An 18,279-nucleotide genomic window follows, 5' to 3' on the forward strand; every position below is an offset into this window, starting at 1 on the left:
CGCGGTTGACCACTACGCATTCATCCCGCATCCTGACGCCGACATGATCCGCCCGGCGGGTTACGATGGTTTATCAGATATTTGGCAAGGTCATTTGGATGTCCGGGAATTCGCAGAAGTCTTATGTGCTAGACACCCACCGGCTGCGCGACCCGGAAGAGACCCTGGCCATCGTCAAACCATTCCTCAAGCAGATGGGCATAACCCGGATCGCCAACCTGACGGGACTGGACCGGGTTGGATTGCCGACAGTGATGGTGACGCGGCCAAACTCGCGCTCGGTCGCGGTGTCGCTGGGCAAGGGGCTGTCGCTGAGCGCAGCCCGGGCTTCGGGCGTGATGGAAGCGATTGAATCCTGGCACGCAGAGCGGATCGAACTGCCGCTACGGCTGTCCAGCTTTGCTGATCTGGCGGTGGAGTATGTGATCGATGCCGACCGTCTGCCCAGCGTCACCGGCGGGCAGTTCGACCCTCATCAGGCGATACTGTGGGTGCTGGGGCGCGATCTGCCCTCGGGCCAGCCCTGCTGGGTGCCGTATGAGATGGTGGACTCCGATTATACCACCTCGCCCGTGGCTGGGCAGCGGGCGTTTCCGCGAACGACAAACGGGCTGGCGTCCGGCAACAACCTGACCGAAGCCAGTTGCCACGCGATCTGCGAGTTGATCGAGCGTGACGCCACAACGCTGTGGCACCACCGGGGCACAACCCCGCGTATTGATCCCCGTACAGTGGACGACCCGCGTTGCCTTCAGGCGATGGAACAGATTTCTGCGGCGGGGCTGGATTTGGGAATCTGGGACACGACCTCGGACATAGGCATCGCCAGCTTTCGCTGCGCGATATGTGAGGGCGGAGGCACGACGGGCCATATCGGCATCGGCGACGGCTGCCACCCGGATCGCGCCATTGCCCTACTGCGGGCGCTGACCGAAGCGGCGCAAACACGGCTGACCTATATCTCAGGGGCGCGGGATGATCTTGACCCGGAAGAGTTCTCGGACACTGCCCGGAACTGGCGCAGCGGATACATCCGCGAACTGATCGATGGCTCGGCGCCCATCGGTGATTTCACCGAATGCCCAACTTACGTTACCGGATCGTTCACGGATGACCTGTCTTTGTTGCTGGCGCGCCTGTCCGAGGCAGGCATAGATCAGGTGGTCACTGTTGATCTGTCGCGACCCGAAATTGACATCGCAGTGGTGCGCGCGGTGATACCGGGCTTGGAAGCGCCCCATGACGATCCCGACTTTGTCGCAGGCCCCCGTGCGCGAGCGGTGATGTCATGAGTGTGGTTGTTTTTGTCGGGCCGACGCTACGGGCCGAAGCCGTGCGCGAACATCTGAACGCCACTATTCTACCCCCGGTTCAGCAGGGCGATGTGTATCGGGCAGTGCGGGAAAAGCCGCGTGCGATCGGGATTATAGACGGGTATTTCGACGGGGTGCCCTCGGTCTGGCACAAGGAAATCCTGTGGGCCTTGGAGCAAGGTATACCGGTCTTTGGTAGTGCCAGCATGGGTGCGCTGCGCGCGGCAGAGCTGGCGGATTTCGGGATGATCGGGATCGGCCAGATTTTTGAGGGTTACCTGAATGGTGCCATCGAAGATGATGACGAGGTAGCGGTGCTGCACGGCCCTGCCGAGCTTGGCTTTCCACCGCTGAGCGAGCCTATGGTCTCGATCCGCGCCACCATTGCGCAAGCCAAGACAGCGGGTGTGTTGTCGTCTGAGACGGGCGACGCGTTGCAGCAAAAGGCGAAAGACCTGCACTACCGTGACCGGGTTTGGGATCGCATCCTTGAGGGCGCTTCGGACCCGCAACCCTTTCTACGATGGTTGCCCGAGGGGCAGGTGGATGCGAAAGGGGATGACGCCCGCGCGATGCTGGCTGAGATGGCCCACTTTCTGAATGCTGGAACGAATGTGTCAGACGCACATCGCACCGAACGGACGCTGGTCTGGCGTGACCTCTGCGCCCGTGTGGATGGGGAAGCCGCACAACAGGATAGCGAGGCGCGGGCGCTAGTGGATGAGCTGCGGCTTGATCCGGTTCTCTACGCGCATCTACGTGATCGCGCAGCGTTAGGCTTGCTGTCCAAGGACGAGACCCGCCGACAGGGTTTGGAGCCGGATAAAAACGCCGTGGTCAAGCAAATGACCGAACATCGGCTGGAGGCCAGACTGCCCCGCCACGCGGATTTGCTTGAATGGCTGGAAGAAAATGACCTGACCCTTGTGCAGTACGAGGCGATGCTGGCCGACGAATCCCGTGTCGATATCGCAATCCAAACGCTGGCCGAGACAATGGATGCCGCTTTGCTAGCCGAGCTTCGACGCTCGGGCGACTACAGCGCGTTGCGCGACCGGGCCCAGCGCAAAGCGGCGCTGCCGCTGGACCCGAGCAACGCCGCAATTCGAACGCGTGCCTTGGTCTGGTATTTTGAAACACGTCTTGACCAGAGGGTGCCGGATGATCTTGACTCCTACGCGATCGGGCTTGGCCTTGAGGGGCGCGATGCCTTGGTTGATTTGATTTCTGCCGAGTTCATGTTTTGCCAAGCTGGTGGCGATCCGGTTGACCAAGAGCCCGGATTGGCAGCCGGTCTGCACGCCGGCGGATAACGGGAGGGAAAATTGGCAATCTGGCCCGACTATTCAGAGAATGACCCCCCCGGCACGCGGTTCTTACTATATCCGCAATCGCCCTTTTTAGAGCCGAATTCCAAGCCCGAACTGGTCGAAATATCGGCCCCGCAAGGGACCATAGGCCCAGGCCCATCGGGCCCCCGCATGTATGCGATGTACCCGGTCGACAAAACGACCCCCTATGGCGCGATGATCGAGGGTGAAGACGGCCCCGAGATGTATCTGCCCGCCTGGGACGGCTATATCCTGCCGCCGCCCGAGCCCGATGAGTTTGGCAATTTCATCCATATCGATCCCGAGGACCCGGCCTTTGAAGCCGCCCATCTGTTCGGAGCGGCCCATTTCACCATGGATGTGTGGGAGGGCTATTTTAATCGCCCGATCCCCTGGCATTTCGCGCGTGATTTCGAGCGGCTTGAGCTATCGTTGCTGCCAAGTCTAGATAACGCGCATATCGGCTGGGGATTTCTGGAAACAGGTGGCACCCGCGATATCGGTGACGAATACCGCCCCTACAGCCTGAACTTCGATGTGGTCGCGCATGAGATCGGCCATGCCATCATCTACAGCGTGGTCGGCATGCCGTCCGAAGAGGATGCGACCGGCGAGTATTACGGGTTCCATGAATCGGCGGCCGATATGGTGGCGTTGTTGGCGTCGCTGCATTTCGGCTCAGTCGTGGATGAATTGCTGAAAAACACGCGCGGCAACCTTTATACCTATAACCGGCTGAGCCGCTTTGCCGAGCTGTCGCAGAACTCGCAAATTCGGATCGCCGCCAATGACCGGACGCTTTCTGAATTCTCGCATGGATGGTCCAGCGAACACGCCCTTTCGGAACCACTGACCGGGGCGATGTTCGATATTCTGGTCGATATCTACCACGAACGACTGGTAGCACATGACGTGATCGACCCGGAGATGGAGGAGCTCTCGGACGAGTTGGAAGGAACCGACGAATACAATGCGATCATGCAGGACCTGTTCGACGAACATTACGCAGCCGACCCCGAAGGCTTTCGGGTCGCCCTGATCGAAGCGCGTGATTTGCTGGGGTCCTATCTTGCAGATGCGTGGGAGAAACTGGACCCCGATATGCTGAGCTACTTCGGCGTTGAACGCGCCTTGGTCATGGTCGATCACGAGGTCACCGGCGGCGCATTCCGGCAGATTATCGAAGGCAATTTCCGCATGCGCCACATCGGATTGACAGCGCCCGGCCCCCGTTTGACCAAGCCCGACGGCACGAGCCATGCCGCGTCGGTTCGTACGCTGTCACCCGAGGTGAATGAACCTTAAAGTCTTTGTTTTTCCCCCGCTATTGTGGCAGGTTACGCGCACGGGGTGATAATAGTGACATTCAACGCGCACTGAATGCGCAAACCGGGACAGGCGAGGCAATCGGCAGCGTCGACCCCCGATAGGGAGAAAGTGATATGTCTGAGTCCTTACTCAGTTTTTCCGAGGTATTACTGTTTGGGCGAGAGTTAAGTGATTTAAAACTGAAACAACGCTCGGTCCGGTTGGCCGAAGAGGTTGAGGAAGACTACGACTTCAGTAAGAAATTCACCAAAATCGACGGCGTACATGTCCGGGAAGACGATCGTGTTCTGGTCCAGGTCGGGGATGCGGCAAACGAAAAGTCCGGCATCTACAAGGTCATCAAGGACGGCGACAAGTTCAAGTTCGACAAGCGGAAGAAGGTTCCGCACGACTCGTTTGTCTACATCCGTCGTGGACGTCAGTTCAAACATACCCACTGGCAGCAGATCGCCAACCGTCACTCGGAGCAGCTGTTCATCGAACAGGATGGCCGCCGGAGGGGTCGTGGCGTCAATAATTTCATCGGGGACCAGTTCGGAGGCGATGCACGACTGGCCCGGATTTACGGCTTCGCCTATGACGGCACCTATTACGAGATGCCGGAACCCACGATCTTTCTGGTGCATGGCGAAGGCGAGAGCGCGACGGGTGGCAACCTGCCCCATGGCTTCAAGCTGCAGACCAGCAATGACGCTAACGCGCCGGACACCACGCAACAGGCCGCACGCGCGCCGATGAACCCCTCGGTTTCGGGCGTCGCGGCAGCGGATTACCAGATGGCCAATGACATCCGCGTCTGGAACTACGATCAGGCCGATTACACCATCCGCATGGATATCGCAGCCGGTCAGATCGAAGACGTGCTGCTGGACGTCTATTTTGAATATGACGCACCGATGATGTCCGGAGCCAAGGTCTCGGGCGCCAAGGTGAGCGGGGCCAAGGTCTCGGGCGCGAAGGTCAGCGGGGCCAAGGTGTCCGGTGCTAAGGTGTCAGGTGCCAAAGTCAGCGGCGCAAAGGCGCGTGGTGAATAAGAAGGCTGAAATGATCCTGACCTATTGACGTTTGGTTTTATTCCGACGTCTGCTTTGGGTTGGCGGGCCATTTATGCCTGACCCGCCATCCCTTTCGAAGATCAGAACTTGCCGTTTTCGTGCGCCATTTCGGCTGGCGTAGGCGAAACGACGTCCCAATGTTCAACGATCTTTCCATCTTCGACTCGCCATAGGTCGAAGAAGGCCCAAGGGTTCCCGCTGACGGTGGCATCTGAGGCGACAAAGACAAAGTTGCCTTCGGCCACCACAATCTGCGGCTCGAATTTGGTGATCACATTCCTCTGCTCTGCCCAGGCTTTGGTGCCCTCGATCAGGCCATCGATCCCATCGGCAAGCATTGGATTGTGCTGCATATAGACCTCGGAATACATCGGAGCTTTCTCGGGCGCGGCACCGCCCAGAACGTCACGCACAAACCCCAGAACCAGCGCCTTGTTTTCTTCTGTTTTCTCAAGATTGGTGATCTCGGTCGGCCCATCTGTCATGCCACGGCCCGACACTGTTGTTTCGGGAACGGGCTGCAAATTGTCCCAATGTTCAGCAACTTTGCCATTCTCGACGCGGAATATGTCAAAGGCGGCGAGGGTCGGTGCACCAAAAGCGTCCGCGTTGTCGAACGTGCTGTGCAATACAACCATATCGCCCTCGGCGAAGACCCGGTGGGTAGTTGCAGTCATCCCGGATTGTTCGACCAAAGGGATCAGGCCGGCCAGGCCTTCGGCTCCGGTCGGGATTTGCGGGTTGTGCTGAATATAGTCCGGGGTAACGAGCTGTAGCGCTGCCTCCGGATCATGTTCAGCAAAGGCAGCCGTAAAAAGTGCGATTACAAGTTCTTTGGGGGACATGTTGATTTCCTGTGATTCGTATCTACTGGATACGTGGTAGCAAATCCATACTACATTTCAATTACGTACTTTAAAATGACCTGGTATGCTTGAGGCTACTGCCTGAATTTTCAGGGAGTTGTACCGAAGCTAAGGTGACGCTATTGTGCGATTAAGTTTCGAAATAATACCAGAGACTGAGATGCTACCAATTGGTGTTGCCAACAAGGCAGAAGCTTCCAACTGCTCAATCCGTTCCGTACTGTCCAATGTGACGGGCAAATGGCGGATGATCATCATCCTTGCGCTGGAGGATGAGCCGAAACGCTTTGGCGATCTCAAGCGCTGTATCGGAGACATCACACAAAGTGTGTTGACCGAAAACCTGCGCGGATTGCAACGTGATGGCTATTTGACCCGCACCGTCGATCCCGGACCGCCAGTGGCAGTGTCTTATGAATTGACACCTTTAGGCCGAAGCCTGCTTGAAATGCTGAAACCGCTCGTCTTCTGGTCGCATGAGCAGATGGATGAAGTCAGGCGACTACGCATGCAGTTCGACCGCGAACAGGCGAGTTGATTTTTATAGGCGAGATCGGGCAGCAGCTCAGAACCCGGCCTTTTTGAGCCCCTCGACAAAATGCTGCGTGTCGTCGGACAGGCGGTCTGGCTGAACCTTGGCCCAGCGCGACAATGAGAAATTGGGATGCGCTGCGCGGTGTTTGTCTGCGATTTGGCGGGCCATTTCCAACTCGCCCTTATGGGCATAACTGGCGGCCAGCACGCGCTGCCCTTCGGTCGGGTTATTCATCTTGTTCACGCATGAGATCACGTCGTCATAGCGTTTGAGATTGTAATAGGCCCCGCCCAGATGCCACAGGTACTGATCGGGGAAATAGGGGTTCAGGCGCATCGCCTGCTGCAGATGTTTGATGGCGGTTTCGTTGTCGCCCCAATGGGCCAGCGCATCGGCGTAGTCCGAATGCATGTCCGCATCGTTGGGGTTAAGCTGCAGGGCGCGTTTGTAGGATTCGATCGCCGAGTCATGCTCTTTGCGATAAAGCTGCACATAGCCCAGCTCTCCAAACCCGCGCGCGTCTGTGGGGTCAAGCTCCACCGCACGCTGAGCCAGCGACAGCGCCTTGTCCAGCGCGCTGTTTGGGTCTTCGGTCCATGAATAGCGCCAATCGATGTTGAGCGTGCGTGACAGGGCTGCTGCAGCCCGAGCATAGCCGCCGTCGCGCTCAAGCGCGGATTCGTAGCAATGCTGCGCCTTGCGGTTGTCGTTGCGGGTGTATTTGAAAATATGGTGCTGCCCCTGCAGAACCGAACCATAAGCCCGCAGATCTGACGGGATTGCCTGCACCATGCGCAGCTTTTCATGCGACTCGATCATGACTGCAGTGGCGGCAACGATGCACTCGGTCACCTCATCCAGGATGTCGAAGATATCATCGAGCTTACGGTCGAACCGTTCACCCCAGATGGTGCGTTCGGTGTTGGCGTCGATTAGCTCGGCCGTGATCCGGATACGACTGGACGAGCGGCGCACACTGCCGCGCGCGATATAGCGCACGTTCAGACGCCGAGCGGCCTCCTGCGGCGACATCGACTGGGTCTTGAAGAAGAACGAGGAATTCCGGGCAATGATGAACAGGTTCCGGAATTTGGACAGGTTCATGATGATGTCGTCGGTCAGCCCTTCGGCGACCCAGCTGTCATCTTCATCCCCGCCTTGGCTGGTAAAGGGCAGCACCGCAACCGACGGGTTATCGGGCCTTTCAAGCACTTCCAGCTGCATCTCAGGACGTAGGGTTGCGGCCATTGTTGCACCCTCGACCTCGGTTCGGACACAATAGGTCGCGACCGGAGACATGATGTTCTTGAGCTGCTTGGGACCAAGGAATTCATAGCCATAGCGCAGGCGGTTGCGGATCTGTTCATAGACGGCTGCGCTGACATAAACCCGTTCTGGCTCGGCAATCTCCTGCAGGCGGGCAGCGATATTGACGTTGTCACCATGGATGCCGCGTTCGTCCATCAGAACTTCGCCCATGTGAACGCCAGCGCGGAATTTGATGTTGTGCTCATCATCGCGCGCTTGATTATGTTCCGCAGCGATCCGATGCAGTTCGATGCTGAACTCTACTGCACTGGTCGCCGTGTCGAATAAAGCAAGGATGCCGTCACCGCGCACTTCGATGATTTTGCCCTGATACTTTGAGCAAGCCGATTCAAGCTGCGAAAGCAAAGACTTCAACGCGTTATACGTATCCATCTCGTTCTCGCTCATCAGGCGGGAATAGCCGACAACGTCGGCAAAAAGCACCGCGCCTAGTTTCTGTTTTATTGATGCGTCCGAACCGGTCGTGTTCACTGGCAATACTCAATTGTGTTGTCATGTCGAATCCGACAGGACTGTTTTAGCAAAAAATGACTCAGAATACGTAACATTTTAGGTATCTGCACCGGAATCGGGGGGCCAAGACCACCCAGAGGCATCAAAACTGACCACTGTTTGGGTGCCTAACTCCTGCGCGAGCACCTCTCGACGCGCGATCCAGTCCTGCTGCAACATGCCGACGACAACCATGTCATGGAACTGCCCATCCGCGAACCAGGCTTGACGCATCGTGCCCTCGATCTTGCAGCCGATTCGCTGGATCAGATCGCGGCTGCTGTGATTGTCGGCCCGGTAATACGAAGTGATACGATTCAGCCCCAATTGCCGGAATGCGAAATCCAGCATCAGCGCAACCGAACGCACCGCCACGCCATGTCGACGGATGGATTTGTCGACAAAAACCGGAACCACCGCATCCCTGTTGACGCTGGAAATTGCTTCAAGCCCGGTCACCCCCACCAGATCACCACTGTCAGATTCGATAGCGAACCAGCATTTGCAGCAGTCCTTTGAGGCGTTTATCGCGTCTTCCCAATATTGTTCGGTCTGTACCAGGTTCTGAGGAATGCGCGACGTTCGATCGAACAGTGCCAGGTCATGGATATCCTGAAACCAGCGCGCAACTGTTCCCAGATCCGCCTTTTCCAGAGGGCGCAATCTGAACAACCGGGATGAGCTATCGGGCAAGAGAAAATATCCTCCGAGTACAATTCTGAAAATCTATTCGCGGGATACTAGCACGAAAATTTCAGAAACAATAAGAGGTTGTTCACACAACGCGGCCGTAGGCCGCTACCCGCTGAACGGGTGCAGCCGACAAACTTGTAATGGGTGGCAGGTCGTAAAGAAGCGTTACGATCAATCAGCGGTTTTCAGCGCGAATAAGGAAGATGTTGCGCAGGTAGATGGACAGGCCCATCGACTGACCCAGAATAAAGACCGGGTCACGGCGATAGATCGCATAGCTCAGCAGGATAAGCCCGCCGCCGATCGAAAGGTACCAGAACGCCATCGGGATGACGGATTTCTTGGCGCGCTCGGACGTGATCCATTGCACGATAAACCGGGCGCTGAACATCAGCTGACCGGCCAGACCGATAAAGACCCAGAGCGCCTCGGTCGGGCTGTCGACGTGCAGGATTTCCAGAATGGTTTCTTTCATGACCGGGACGCCTCGGTTGCGGAAACGGATTTGGCGCGGCGGGTCAGCCAGACGACGCCGAACAGATCCCAGATGCCGACCATGGCCCGCCCGAAATTGGTGTATTTGGATTCGCCCGACAAACGCTGCTGATGCGCCACATCCACCAGCGCGATATTCCAGCCATAGGCCTTAAACAGGGCGGGCAGATAACGGTGCATATGATTGAAAAAGGGCAGATCAAGGAAAGCCTGCCGTCGGAACGCTTTGAAACCGCAGCCGGTGTCGCGGGTGCCGTCTTTCAGCATCCAGCCCCGCAGTGCATTGGCAAAGCGCGAGGCAAGCTTCTTTGACGCAGTGTCTTGCCGGCCAACCCGTTGCCCCGCCACCAGGCCAATCGAGGCATCACCACCCGACACCAGCGGCGCCCAAATCTTTGGCAGCTCTTCCGGCGGGTTCTGTCCGTCGCCATCCAGCGTACAGCAGATATCCGCGCGTGCTTCCTTGACGCCGGAATGCACGGCAGCACTTTGGCCACCGGCCGTTTTGTGCTGCAGGATGCGCAGTTGCGGACAGTCTTTCTGCATCTGTTGCAGCGCCGCAAAAGTGCCATCGGTCGATCCGTCATCAACCGCGACAATCTCGAACGCGGGCAATTCGGTCGCAGCAGTGCAGATGCCCTGGATAAGACCAGGAACAGCCCCCTGTTCGTTATGCATGGGAATCACGATCGACACAGTGGGTCGATTGTCAGCGTTGGCATCATGATCAGCATGCATAGTGGATAGCTTTACTTGTTTCAGTCTCAGGGCTTTTGCGGGATCAACGGCGAAAATTCAAGTGGCCACCGCATCGCAGGCCAACATCTGCGCAACTTGTTGGGGCATTGTTCAGCGATGGGGCGGATTGCACCGTGTCTCCTATTCAGGGGCGGGCGTGACACCGGTTGCTGACCAATAGACCAAACCGTCAACCGCAGTTGGCTGCGTCTCGAGCCCGATCAGGTCAGGTGCCAGCTCAGACAACTCACCCTCCGAACAGAGCCCTCGCAGCGGGCCGGTGGTATAGCCGAACCTGTCGAGGTATTTGTGCAGCTCCAGCCGTCTGAGATAGACAAAGCGCCTACCGTTGGAAGCAAAGACCGATGCGGCCCCGGGCGGTACGCGCAACTTGCGGTCATAGGCGCAGAGCAGCAGGGTTTCATCCGGTTGCAGCATTGCACCCAAAGGGGTCAGAATCTCGGCCTCGGGCACGCCCAAACGCACGCGACCCTTGCCCAGATCGGTGGCATCGCGGTCATAGAACAGGCCGCCTGCAACAAAGACCAGACCCAGCGCGGCCACCATCCCGGCCCAGTGCAGGCGCTTGACCGAAAACAACAAACCGGTTGCCGCGACCATCAGCATCGGCAGGATCAGCAGGGTGTAGCGTGCATAAACCTTGCCGGCTGCGGCCCACATCATGATAATGAAGAACGCGGCTATCCCTGTTGCAGCAAGAAGTCTGGGCCGCTTTTGCAGAAATGGCAGAGCGCAGATGCCGACAAAACCCAGCAGCCGCAACCACGGCTCGCCCGAGATGATCAGATCATAGAGCTTCCCGAAGCCGCGATCGCTGAGCGATGGGCGAAAACGATCCAGCATCTCGCCTTTGATGTTGCCATCAAGCGAGTCGCCAAAGAGGAACCGAAGCTCTTGCAGGATCGGCCAGGCGAAGGCCAGCGGGATCGCAATCTTGAGCGTCCGGCGAAACGTTCTGTTCTGCCAGATCTCGCTGAACGGTTCCGTCTGCCATCTGTTGGTCAACTTCAGCGTCACTAGTGCCAGCGCCAGAAAGGCCAGCGGGGTTGGGCTTTTCTGCAAAGCGGCCAACACCAGAGTTACGCCGAAATAAGGCCAGTATTTCGGCTTTTCCAATGCTGCCAGCAGGGCTGCAATTCCAAGGGTCGAAAAGAAAACCGCACCGGTATCAAGCATCGCGGATGTGGCGTGTTTCCAGAACTGAAGCGACGTGGCCACCAGCAGGACCGAAGGCAGCATGGCCCAGGGGCTGTCCGGGATCATCACCCGCGCCAGTACGGCCGTTGCCATCAGCGCGCCCAGCGCAAAGATCATCGACGGCAGGCGCAAGGCCAGAATATCAGATACGCCAAACTCCATCAGCAGTGCAGACATCCAATACTGCATGGGCGGTTTTTTTAGGCTAGGTTCGTTGTTGGAATAAACCGCCAGCCAGTCCCCATTGCGCGCAAAGCCTGTACTGCGGTCATAAGTGTAGAATTCATCGTAGTGATAGATATTCCCAACACCCAGATCAGTCAGATACCAGGACCAGACCAGGACCATCACCAATGCGGTGACGAAGTAAGGAAGCAATCTTAGCCAATTTGGGGAGGTACCGGTCATGCTTTCCGTGGTCCTATCGCGTCATAGAAATATGTGGTGTTGATCCCGCCGGGCCTTGTTTGAAACTGCCGCGCGTCGCGCTCCCATTATTGCGTCGCCCGTCCAAGAGCAAGAAGTTTAGAAGGGCGACCGCGCTTGTCAGACTGCAGGCTCGGCCTCGTCGGGCAACATCAGGCTCAGCTCACCCTCTTTGAAGCCATCGAAGGACAAGTCCCAGCTGGCACCGGGCCAAAGCAGTTGCAACTGCTTCTTCGCAGGCCGATAGACCGCAGTATAGAGCGTGCCGAAACCTGATCTGAAAGCCGTTGAATAAAGCGGCGGACGCAGGAACGCATCGATAAACCGCTTCTCGCTTTCCGGGTGCTGGTTGAGACGGTTGAGCAAGAATCTTTCGCGTTCCACGGTGGCCGTAAAGCGCGCATGCGTGGACCATTCGACATGGCCCTGATGGTTGGTCGCGACCGGCTGGTCCGAGATTTGCGGGTGCCGGTCTGGGGCTAGATAAACCGTGCTGTGGTTATACTTGGCATCCAGAACGGTGACGTTATAGCTCATGTGGCAGGGGATGCGGCACAGGCAGTCGACCGCCTCGGCCGTTGTCTCGCAGGTTTGAAGGACATAGCGCAGGATCAGCGGCACGCCAAAGCCGTCGCCGACCTCGCGCCGCCCGCCAAAGGTGAGCGAGACCGTCAGACCGGCATCGTTGATGCCATCAAGCAGACCCAGAACGCCGTCGCTCATCCCGATGACCCCGCGCCCACCCCATTGGGTTTTCAGCAGAGCGGCGTCAAAGGTTTTTGGATGGTAGTCGTAATTGCGCACCAGAAACGGTGTTTTGCCACGCCAAATCGCCTGGCTGCAGCCCGAAAGATATTTCGGCGGGCAGTAAAAGCTGAGAAACCGTGCCTGGCTGTCGCTGCCGCCGACCAGTTCGACGATCTCTTCGTACAGCGGCAAAATCTCGGGCATGTGTTTTTGCAGGGCGCGTAGACATTCGCGATAGGTGGGGCGGGCCGAATACCCCTCTTGCGCCCACCATTTGCGGTAGGCGGGCCAGTATTCGGCAAACAGCCCGGCCAGCTTGGGACCGGGCTGTTCCTCGTCGATTGAGCGAAAAACAAGCGCCATAGGGCTTTCTACATAATTTTGAACGCGGGGTCTTCCATCGGCTGTGCCGCGGGCAGCGGTTCAGCCGTATAAGCCGAAGTGATCCCATGAATCCACTTCTTCGATTTGTCCGTCAGTTTAAAGCCCTTGGTCATTGACCGCCCGCGAGTCACGAGGATACCCAAATCAGCGCCCTCATAGCGGTAATCACCGACATTCGAGATACGCAGGAAGAACGCTTCGTTCTCGCCCACCGCGCGGCGGTGATAGTCGAACCGGTCGAACACGACGCGGCCATCTTCCAGCATCTTGTAGATGCCCGATTGTGGGGCCTGCGTGATCCGGTCGACACTGTCATCGGTGTGTTTGATTACCATTTGCGACCAGCTGTCGATCATGTCCGGATCCGCCCAGCGGGCATTCAGTTCCTCGACATCCAGCTCGAAGGGCTTCTTTGAAAACTCAAGTAGATGGAACAGAAACAGTGGCGCATCAGCGTGCGCAAAGGCCGCGTGGTTGGTCATCGAGCTGGCGCCAGTGATACGGGGGTTCAATTCGCCCAACCACAGTTCGTCGGTTTTCTTATCGATCAGGAAGTCGAGTTCGAAATAGCCGCGATAGCCTGATTTGCGCAGCTCTTCCCCGAATTGGAAGGTCAATTGCCGCGCCTGTTCACGTGCTTTCGGTGGAAAGGCGGTTGAGAAAATCTCATTCCCGCACCAGCCGCCGCGATAAGGCGTGAGTTCCTTGAAGCCCACAAGCTCAGTCATCAGCGGGCCAACGATGGTACCCTCCGAGGTCGCACAAGCCTCGATCGCCGCCCCGCGACAGTCGATCCGCTTCATGATCTTGATCTCGCCTTCGCCGACGATCTCGTCTTTGTGCTTGTTGAAATCGGCCTCGGACTTGATGAAAAACGTCGTATGGCCACTGTCGCCGAAGGCGGATTGTAGCACCAGATCATTCCCCAATCCGGCCTTTTCGCAGATCTTTTTCAGGTGATCATAGCTTTTGACAACGCTCAGCGTGTTGGGCACCGAAGGCACACCCGCCTTATTGCCGATACGGACAGTTTCGATCTTGTTGTCACATTTGGTGCGCAGCTTGGCTTTGGGGAACCACAGCTGACCGCCCAGCTCCTTGACCAGCTTCTCGGTCGTCTCGTCGAACATCAGGAAGACAAACTTGGGCTTGCCACCGCGCCGCTTGACCAGGTCGATGACCTCTTTGTGCTGCAGCAGATAATTGTTGATGTCTTCGATGGACTGAAACTCATCATGCGGCATTTCCGAAGGCACAAACACGTTCGGATGTCGCCCGTCAAAGCAATCCATGTAGCAGATATAGGTGAAGTTCATCACCCATTCATCCAGCCCCAACAGGTTGAAATTGGTCGCCGATACAAAATAGATCGGGTCCTTGTTGGTGTGGAAATACCGGCGAATTTCCGAGATGTTTTTCAGCACCTTCTTTGGCATGATTGTTGTCCTCCCTGACCCCTTAGGGGTTCTTTACTGATTTCAAAGCGTCTTCGGTAAAAATGCGCAGGCCCAGATCGGCACGGAATCCGTGGATCTCTGACACGTCCAGTTCCTGCATGAATTTGAGAATTTCAGGGCTGATCACCTGCCCCGGTACCAAAATGGGAAAACCCGGCGGATAGGGAATCACGAAGGTGGCCGAGACCATCTCTTCCCCGGCTTCGAGCCGTTCCAACATCTCCTTGTCGGGCTCGACGTAGTCGCAATTGTCTTCGTCATAGGACAGAAAAAACGCCGTGCGAATGTCACCAGCTTCGGTACCTGCCTCACAGCGGAACGCATCGTGGAACCGACTAAAATCGGGCAGAGGTGGGACGTGTTCGCTCAGATTCCTGACGCGCTTTTCAAAGGCCCGTTTTTCCATCTTCGAGGCATCGTCCATCAGATCGTCGAGTTCCTTGGCGATCTCGACCAGCACCTCGATAAGATAGGCGACCGAGCTGCGCGTGGTGCCGATATTGGTCATGAACAACACGGTATTACGCGAGGTTTTGTTGATCTGGATGCCGTATTTATCCATCAGGATCTTGGTCTTGAACGTATCCCCATCCCAGCCGGTCGCGCCCACATGCAGGGTGATACGCGTGGCATCCAGAACAAACTCGTCTTTGGCCCAGCAATCCCAAACATCGGCCCAGCCCTGATCGGGATCGAAATAGCTGGTCATGCCGCTTTCGCGATATTGCTCGGGGATCATGTCGCCCGCCGTGACCAGCTTGAAATACTTCCTGAGCAGCGGATGGGTCGTCACGGCCCGGCGGATTGCCATCGCGCTTTCGACCTGCCGCTGGACGAACTCGTACCCTTCGATCTCGACCTGTCTGCGCCCAACATCCAGCGAGGCGATGATCTGATAATTGGGAGAGGTCGAGGTGTGGGTCATATAGGCCTCGTGAAACGCCTCTTCGACCGCACCTTTGAACTGCTGGTCATTGACGTGGATCATCGAACCCTGCCGCAGCGCAGTCAGCGTTTTATGCGTTGATTGTGTGGCATAGACCCTAACGCGTGCATCGGGCGGAGCGATCAGGCGGGTGTTCAGAAGGGTTTCATCATCCGCGCCCTTCAGTTCCTCCTGCTGGTTGGCATAAGCCTCGGCATGTTCTGGGGTGCGGAATTGTTCGCGCAGGATATTGGCTGATCGCATCGCAGTACGTACGCGCGAATTTGGGGCAAAGCGCGCGTAACCGAACCACGCCTCATCCCACAGGAACACAAGGTCCTTTTTGATCGCCAGACATTCCTGCATCACCCGCTGCACGTTGTAGACGATGCCGTCGAATGTGCAGTTGGTCAGCAGCACCATACGAACCTGATCCAGCTTGCCTTCGGCCTTCAGGGTCAAAAGCTTGTGCTTGATCTCTCGGATCGGCACCGCGCCATACATCGAGTAATCGTGCAGCGGATAGCTGTCCATATAGACGACGCTCGCCCCGGCCAGCACCATGCCGTAGTGGTGCGATTTGTGGCAATCGCGGTCGATCAGCACGATGTCTCCGGGCCGTACCAGCGCCTGCACCACGATCTTGTTGCAGGTCGAGGTGCCATTCGTGGCAAAAAACGTCTGTTTAGAGCCGAATGCGCGGGCGGCAGCCTCCTGCGCCTCTTTTATCGGACCTTTGGGTTCCAGCAGAGAATCCAGCCCGCCAGACGTGGCCGAAGTTTCCGCCATGAAGATATTTGATCCGTAGAACGCCCCCATGTCCTGAATCCAGTGGCTGCGACTAATCGATTTACCCCGGCTGATCGGCATCGCGTGGAACACGCCCGTGGGCTGTTTTGAGTATTCCTTGAGCGCCGTGAAGAACGGTGTCTTATAGCGCCGCTGCACCCCGCGCAGGATGTTCAGGTGTAATTCCAGAAAGTCTTCCTGATTGTAGAAGACCCGCCGGCACAGGCCCAGATCGAGACCGGCAATATCTTCCGCCGAACGGTCGGTGATTAGATAAGCGTCCAGCTCGGGGCGCAGCATGCCGATCCTGCGGCAGGTTTCAGGGCCGTATTCCGAAGGGGACAGCGCATCAAGATCGGCGCCCTCGCCATAGAGGCTGATATAGCGGCCCAAAACATTGGTTTCGTTCTTGGACTTCAGGCTAAGGCCCGGGCGAACAATGACCGCCTGTACATTCTGGTTGAACAGAACCCCGATCAGCGCATCCTCGACACTGGGAACGACAACGGTTTCATAAATAAACGGATCTTCGCTGCGGCGCATCCGTTGCAGGCTGGTTTGCAGGAACCGTTCCTGATGTTCGTTGACCTTGTCAACGATCATCACCTCGAAATATGGGCGGCCCAGCGCGCGGGCTTCATGGCTTTGGGTGGACTCGTCCTCAAACTCATCAACCTCGGTCTCATCCGCGATCAACGGGATCGAGCGGCGACGATAGGCCCCTGAGGTCAGCGCCCGCGACACCCGGCGCACGGCGGTAGAGAAATCGCCAAAGTTACCATGGTCCAGCAAACGACGCAGATAGTCGAACGCCGATCCGCCCGGAAAAGCGAAATACATCTCGATCGGGGCCAGCGCCTGCAGCAACTGCCGTGCCCGGTCCCGATCTTTTTCGTTACCGCCCTGATCCAGGGACTCGGCCGTTTCCCGCAGCGCGCTCCATCGGTCTGCCCTCAGTTGCGAGGCGCTGTAGTAGTCCGAGATGGTGTGGAGCTTTTCGCTATCGGAAATGCCGTGCATGAAATTTTTCCTTTCTGCCGATACCGAAAAGCTGGGCCGGTATCAGTCTGTGCCAGAGCGTCCTTTGTAGAGATACAGATTGTCGGGCTTGGTCGCGGCGTCTTCAGTATATCCCAGCGCCGTTCTGGGGTCGGATGCAGCGACGCCCGCAACGTCGCCTTTCTGCGGAATGCGCAGCGGGCCGAGCGTGTGCAGATAGGCATCCGCCCCGCTGGAACGGTCATAGACCGGGAACTCCGCCTCGCGGTCGCGGAAGCTTTTGAGAACCTGCCCCAGACCTTTCAGTCCGACCTCGCGTTGGCGGCGGACCTGATCAAGATCGATCTCGATAGGGAAGATATCCTCCTGTCCCGCAGACTGGTGCAGCACGGTGGCCGAGGGATCAACGACCAGTGAGCGGCCCACGCCCCCGGCGGCCAGCCCGTTCACGTCAAACACGTAGCATTGGAACTGCGCAGCGGTCGCCTTGGCGATCGACAGCTCGGCCTCGCGGTCGGTTGTGCCGGTCAGAACCGGGTGCAGAAGAACCTCGACCCCTTGGCTAGTCAGGTGGCGGGTGGTTTCGGGGAACCAGATGTCGTAGCAGATCGACAGGCCAAACCGGCCCACATCCGGCACATCAAAGATGCAGAATTCGGTACCCGATGCTATGTTCTGTTCATAAGGCTTGAACGGGAACATCTTGGAGTATTTTGAGACGATCTCACCTTCGGGGTTGATCACCACCGAGGTGTTGAAAATCCGTCCATCTTCGTGCTTTTCGAACATCGAACCGGGGATCAGCCAGATCCCATAACGCCGAGCGGCATCCTGAAAGCGCGACAGGTCGTCATTGGGAAAGGGCTGGGCAAACCGGTCGAGCGGACCATGAGGCGCCAGTTCGCTGAACAGGGCCATCTGGGTCCAGGGGAACCGTGCCATCATAATGTCGATCCGGTGCAGCATCGCGTCGACATTCGACTGCAACGCACCGACATGCATCTGGATTCCGGTTATCGCAAAAGGGGTCATTTTTCGTTTCTTCTCATTTTCTTGCCGATTGCGACCGCCGATTTGATCCGGCGTTCTTCATCGGAACATAAAACCGTGTGGTCACGCAAGCCTGCTGTCCTCAGGCTATGGTTTTCCGAGGCGACT

15 protein-coding genes are annotated in these 18,279 nt (G+C 57.4%); 5 read left to right on the top strand and 10 right to left on the bottom strand.

Going from position 1 to position 18,279, the window contains the following annotated elements; translation table 11 throughout:
* Positions 1-65: 65 nt before the first annotated feature.
* From ACR0DE_RS19175 to ACR0DE_RS19190, 4 genes are all read left to right on the top strand, one after another.
* Entirely contained in the window at positions 66-1,292 is a 1,227-nt protein-coding gene (locus ACR0DE_RS19175) for a YcaO-like family protein (RefSeq protein ID WP_480754831.1), read from the top strand.
* On the top strand, positions 1,289-2,626 hold the full coding sequence (locus tag ACR0DE_RS19180; protein ID WP_480754833.1) for a TfuA-like protein: 1,338 nt from the start codon (positions 1,289-1,291) through the stop codon (positions 2,624-2,626). Before ACR0DE_RS19175 ends, ACR0DE_RS19180 begins: the two co-directional genes overlap by 4 nt.
* A 12-nt stretch (positions 2,627-2,638) precedes the next feature.
* Positions 2,639-3,949, top strand: coding sequence for a gluzincin family metallopeptidase (locus ACR0DE_RS19185; RefSeq protein ID WP_170397993.1), 1,311 nt, complete (start codon positions 2,639-2,641; stop codon positions 3,947-3,949).
* Positions 3,950-4,086: 137 nt separating this feature from the next.
* On the top strand, positions 4,087-5,007 hold the full coding sequence (locus tag ACR0DE_RS19190; RefSeq protein WP_170397991.1) for a pentapeptide repeat-containing protein: 921 nt from the start codon (positions 4,087-4,089) through the stop codon (positions 5,005-5,007).
* Positions 5,008-5,108: 101 nt separating this feature from the next.
* Here the strand turns inward: ACR0DE_RS19190 and ACR0DE_RS19195 are convergent, their stop codons facing one another.
* Positions 5,109-5,873, bottom strand: a complete 765-nt coding sequence (locus tag ACR0DE_RS19195) for a nuclear transport factor 2 family protein (protein WP_480754835.1) — start codon at positions 5,871-5,873, stop codon at positions 5,109-5,111.
* Between the two features lie 181 nt (positions 5,874-6,054).
* Here ACR0DE_RS19195 and ACR0DE_RS19200 point away from each other — a divergent pair, with 181 nt between their 5' ends.
* Positions 6,055-6,432: a winged helix-turn-helix transcriptional regulator gene (locus ACR0DE_RS19200; protein ID WP_170397987.1), complete on the top strand. Its 378-nt coding sequence runs from the start codon at positions 6,055-6,057 to the stop codon at positions 6,430-6,432.
* 27 nt (positions 6,433-6,459) lie between these two features.
* Here the strand turns inward: ACR0DE_RS19200 and ACR0DE_RS19205 are convergent, their stop codons facing one another.
* The 9 genes from ACR0DE_RS19205 to ACR0DE_RS19245 form a co-directional block, all read right to left on the bottom strand.
* Positions 6,460-8,229, bottom strand: a complete 1,770-nt coding sequence (locus ACR0DE_RS19205) for an adenylate/guanylate cyclase domain-containing protein (protein ID WP_170407986.1) — start codon at positions 8,227-8,229, stop codon at positions 6,460-6,462.
* Between the two features lie 78 nt (positions 8,230-8,307).
* Positions 8,308-8,943, bottom strand: coding sequence for a GNAT family N-acetyltransferase (locus ACR0DE_RS19210; RefSeq protein ID WP_480754837.1), 636 nt, complete (start codon positions 8,941-8,943; stop codon positions 8,308-8,310).
* Between the two features lie 175 nt (positions 8,944-9,118).
* The gene (locus ACR0DE_RS19215; RefSeq protein WP_039542759.1) at positions 9,119-9,418 is read right to left on the bottom strand and encodes a lipid-A-disaccharide synthase N-terminal domain-containing protein; all 300 of its coding nucleotides are present in this window, start codon (positions 9,416-9,418) and stop codon (positions 9,119-9,121) included.
* A complete protein-coding gene (locus tag ACR0DE_RS19220) occupies positions 9,415-10,176 on the bottom strand; it encodes a glycosyltransferase family 2 protein (protein WP_170407982.1) in 762 nt (253 codons plus the stop codon). The genes ACR0DE_RS19215 and ACR0DE_RS19220 overlap by 4 nt, the downstream gene beginning before the upstream one ends.
* 141 nt (positions 10,177-10,317) lie before the next feature.
* Entirely contained in the window at positions 10,318-11,802 is a 1,485-nt protein-coding gene (locus ACR0DE_RS19225) for an ArnT family glycosyltransferase (RefSeq protein WP_480754839.1), read from the bottom strand.
* A gap of 138 nt (positions 11,803-11,940) precedes the next feature.
* Positions 11,941-12,930: a C45 family autoproteolytic acyltransferase/hydolase gene (locus ACR0DE_RS19230; RefSeq protein ID WP_480754841.1), complete on the bottom strand. Its 990-nt coding sequence runs from the start codon at positions 12,928-12,930 to the stop codon at positions 11,941-11,943.
* 8 nt (positions 12,931-12,938) lie between these two features.
* On the bottom strand, positions 12,939-14,387 hold the full coding sequence (locus ACR0DE_RS19235) for a biotin carboxylase (protein ID WP_170625379.1): 1,449 nt from the start codon (positions 14,385-14,387) through the stop codon (positions 12,939-12,941).
* Between the two features lie 22 nt (positions 14,388-14,409).
* Complete coding sequence (locus ACR0DE_RS19240; RefSeq protein WP_170625378.1) at positions 14,410-17,142, bottom strand: aminotransferase class I/II-fold pyridoxal phosphate-dependent enzyme; 2,733 nt, start codon at positions 17,140-17,142, stop codon at positions 14,410-14,412.
* Between the two features lie 42 nt (positions 17,143-17,184).
* Positions 17,185-18,153: a carbon-nitrogen hydrolase family protein gene (locus tag ACR0DE_RS19245; protein ID WP_170425418.1), complete on the bottom strand. Its 969-nt coding sequence runs from the start codon at positions 18,151-18,153 to the stop codon at positions 17,185-17,187.
* Positions 18,154-18,279 lie beyond the last annotated feature (126 nt).

The organism is Ruegeria sp. C10, assembly GCF_056537805.1.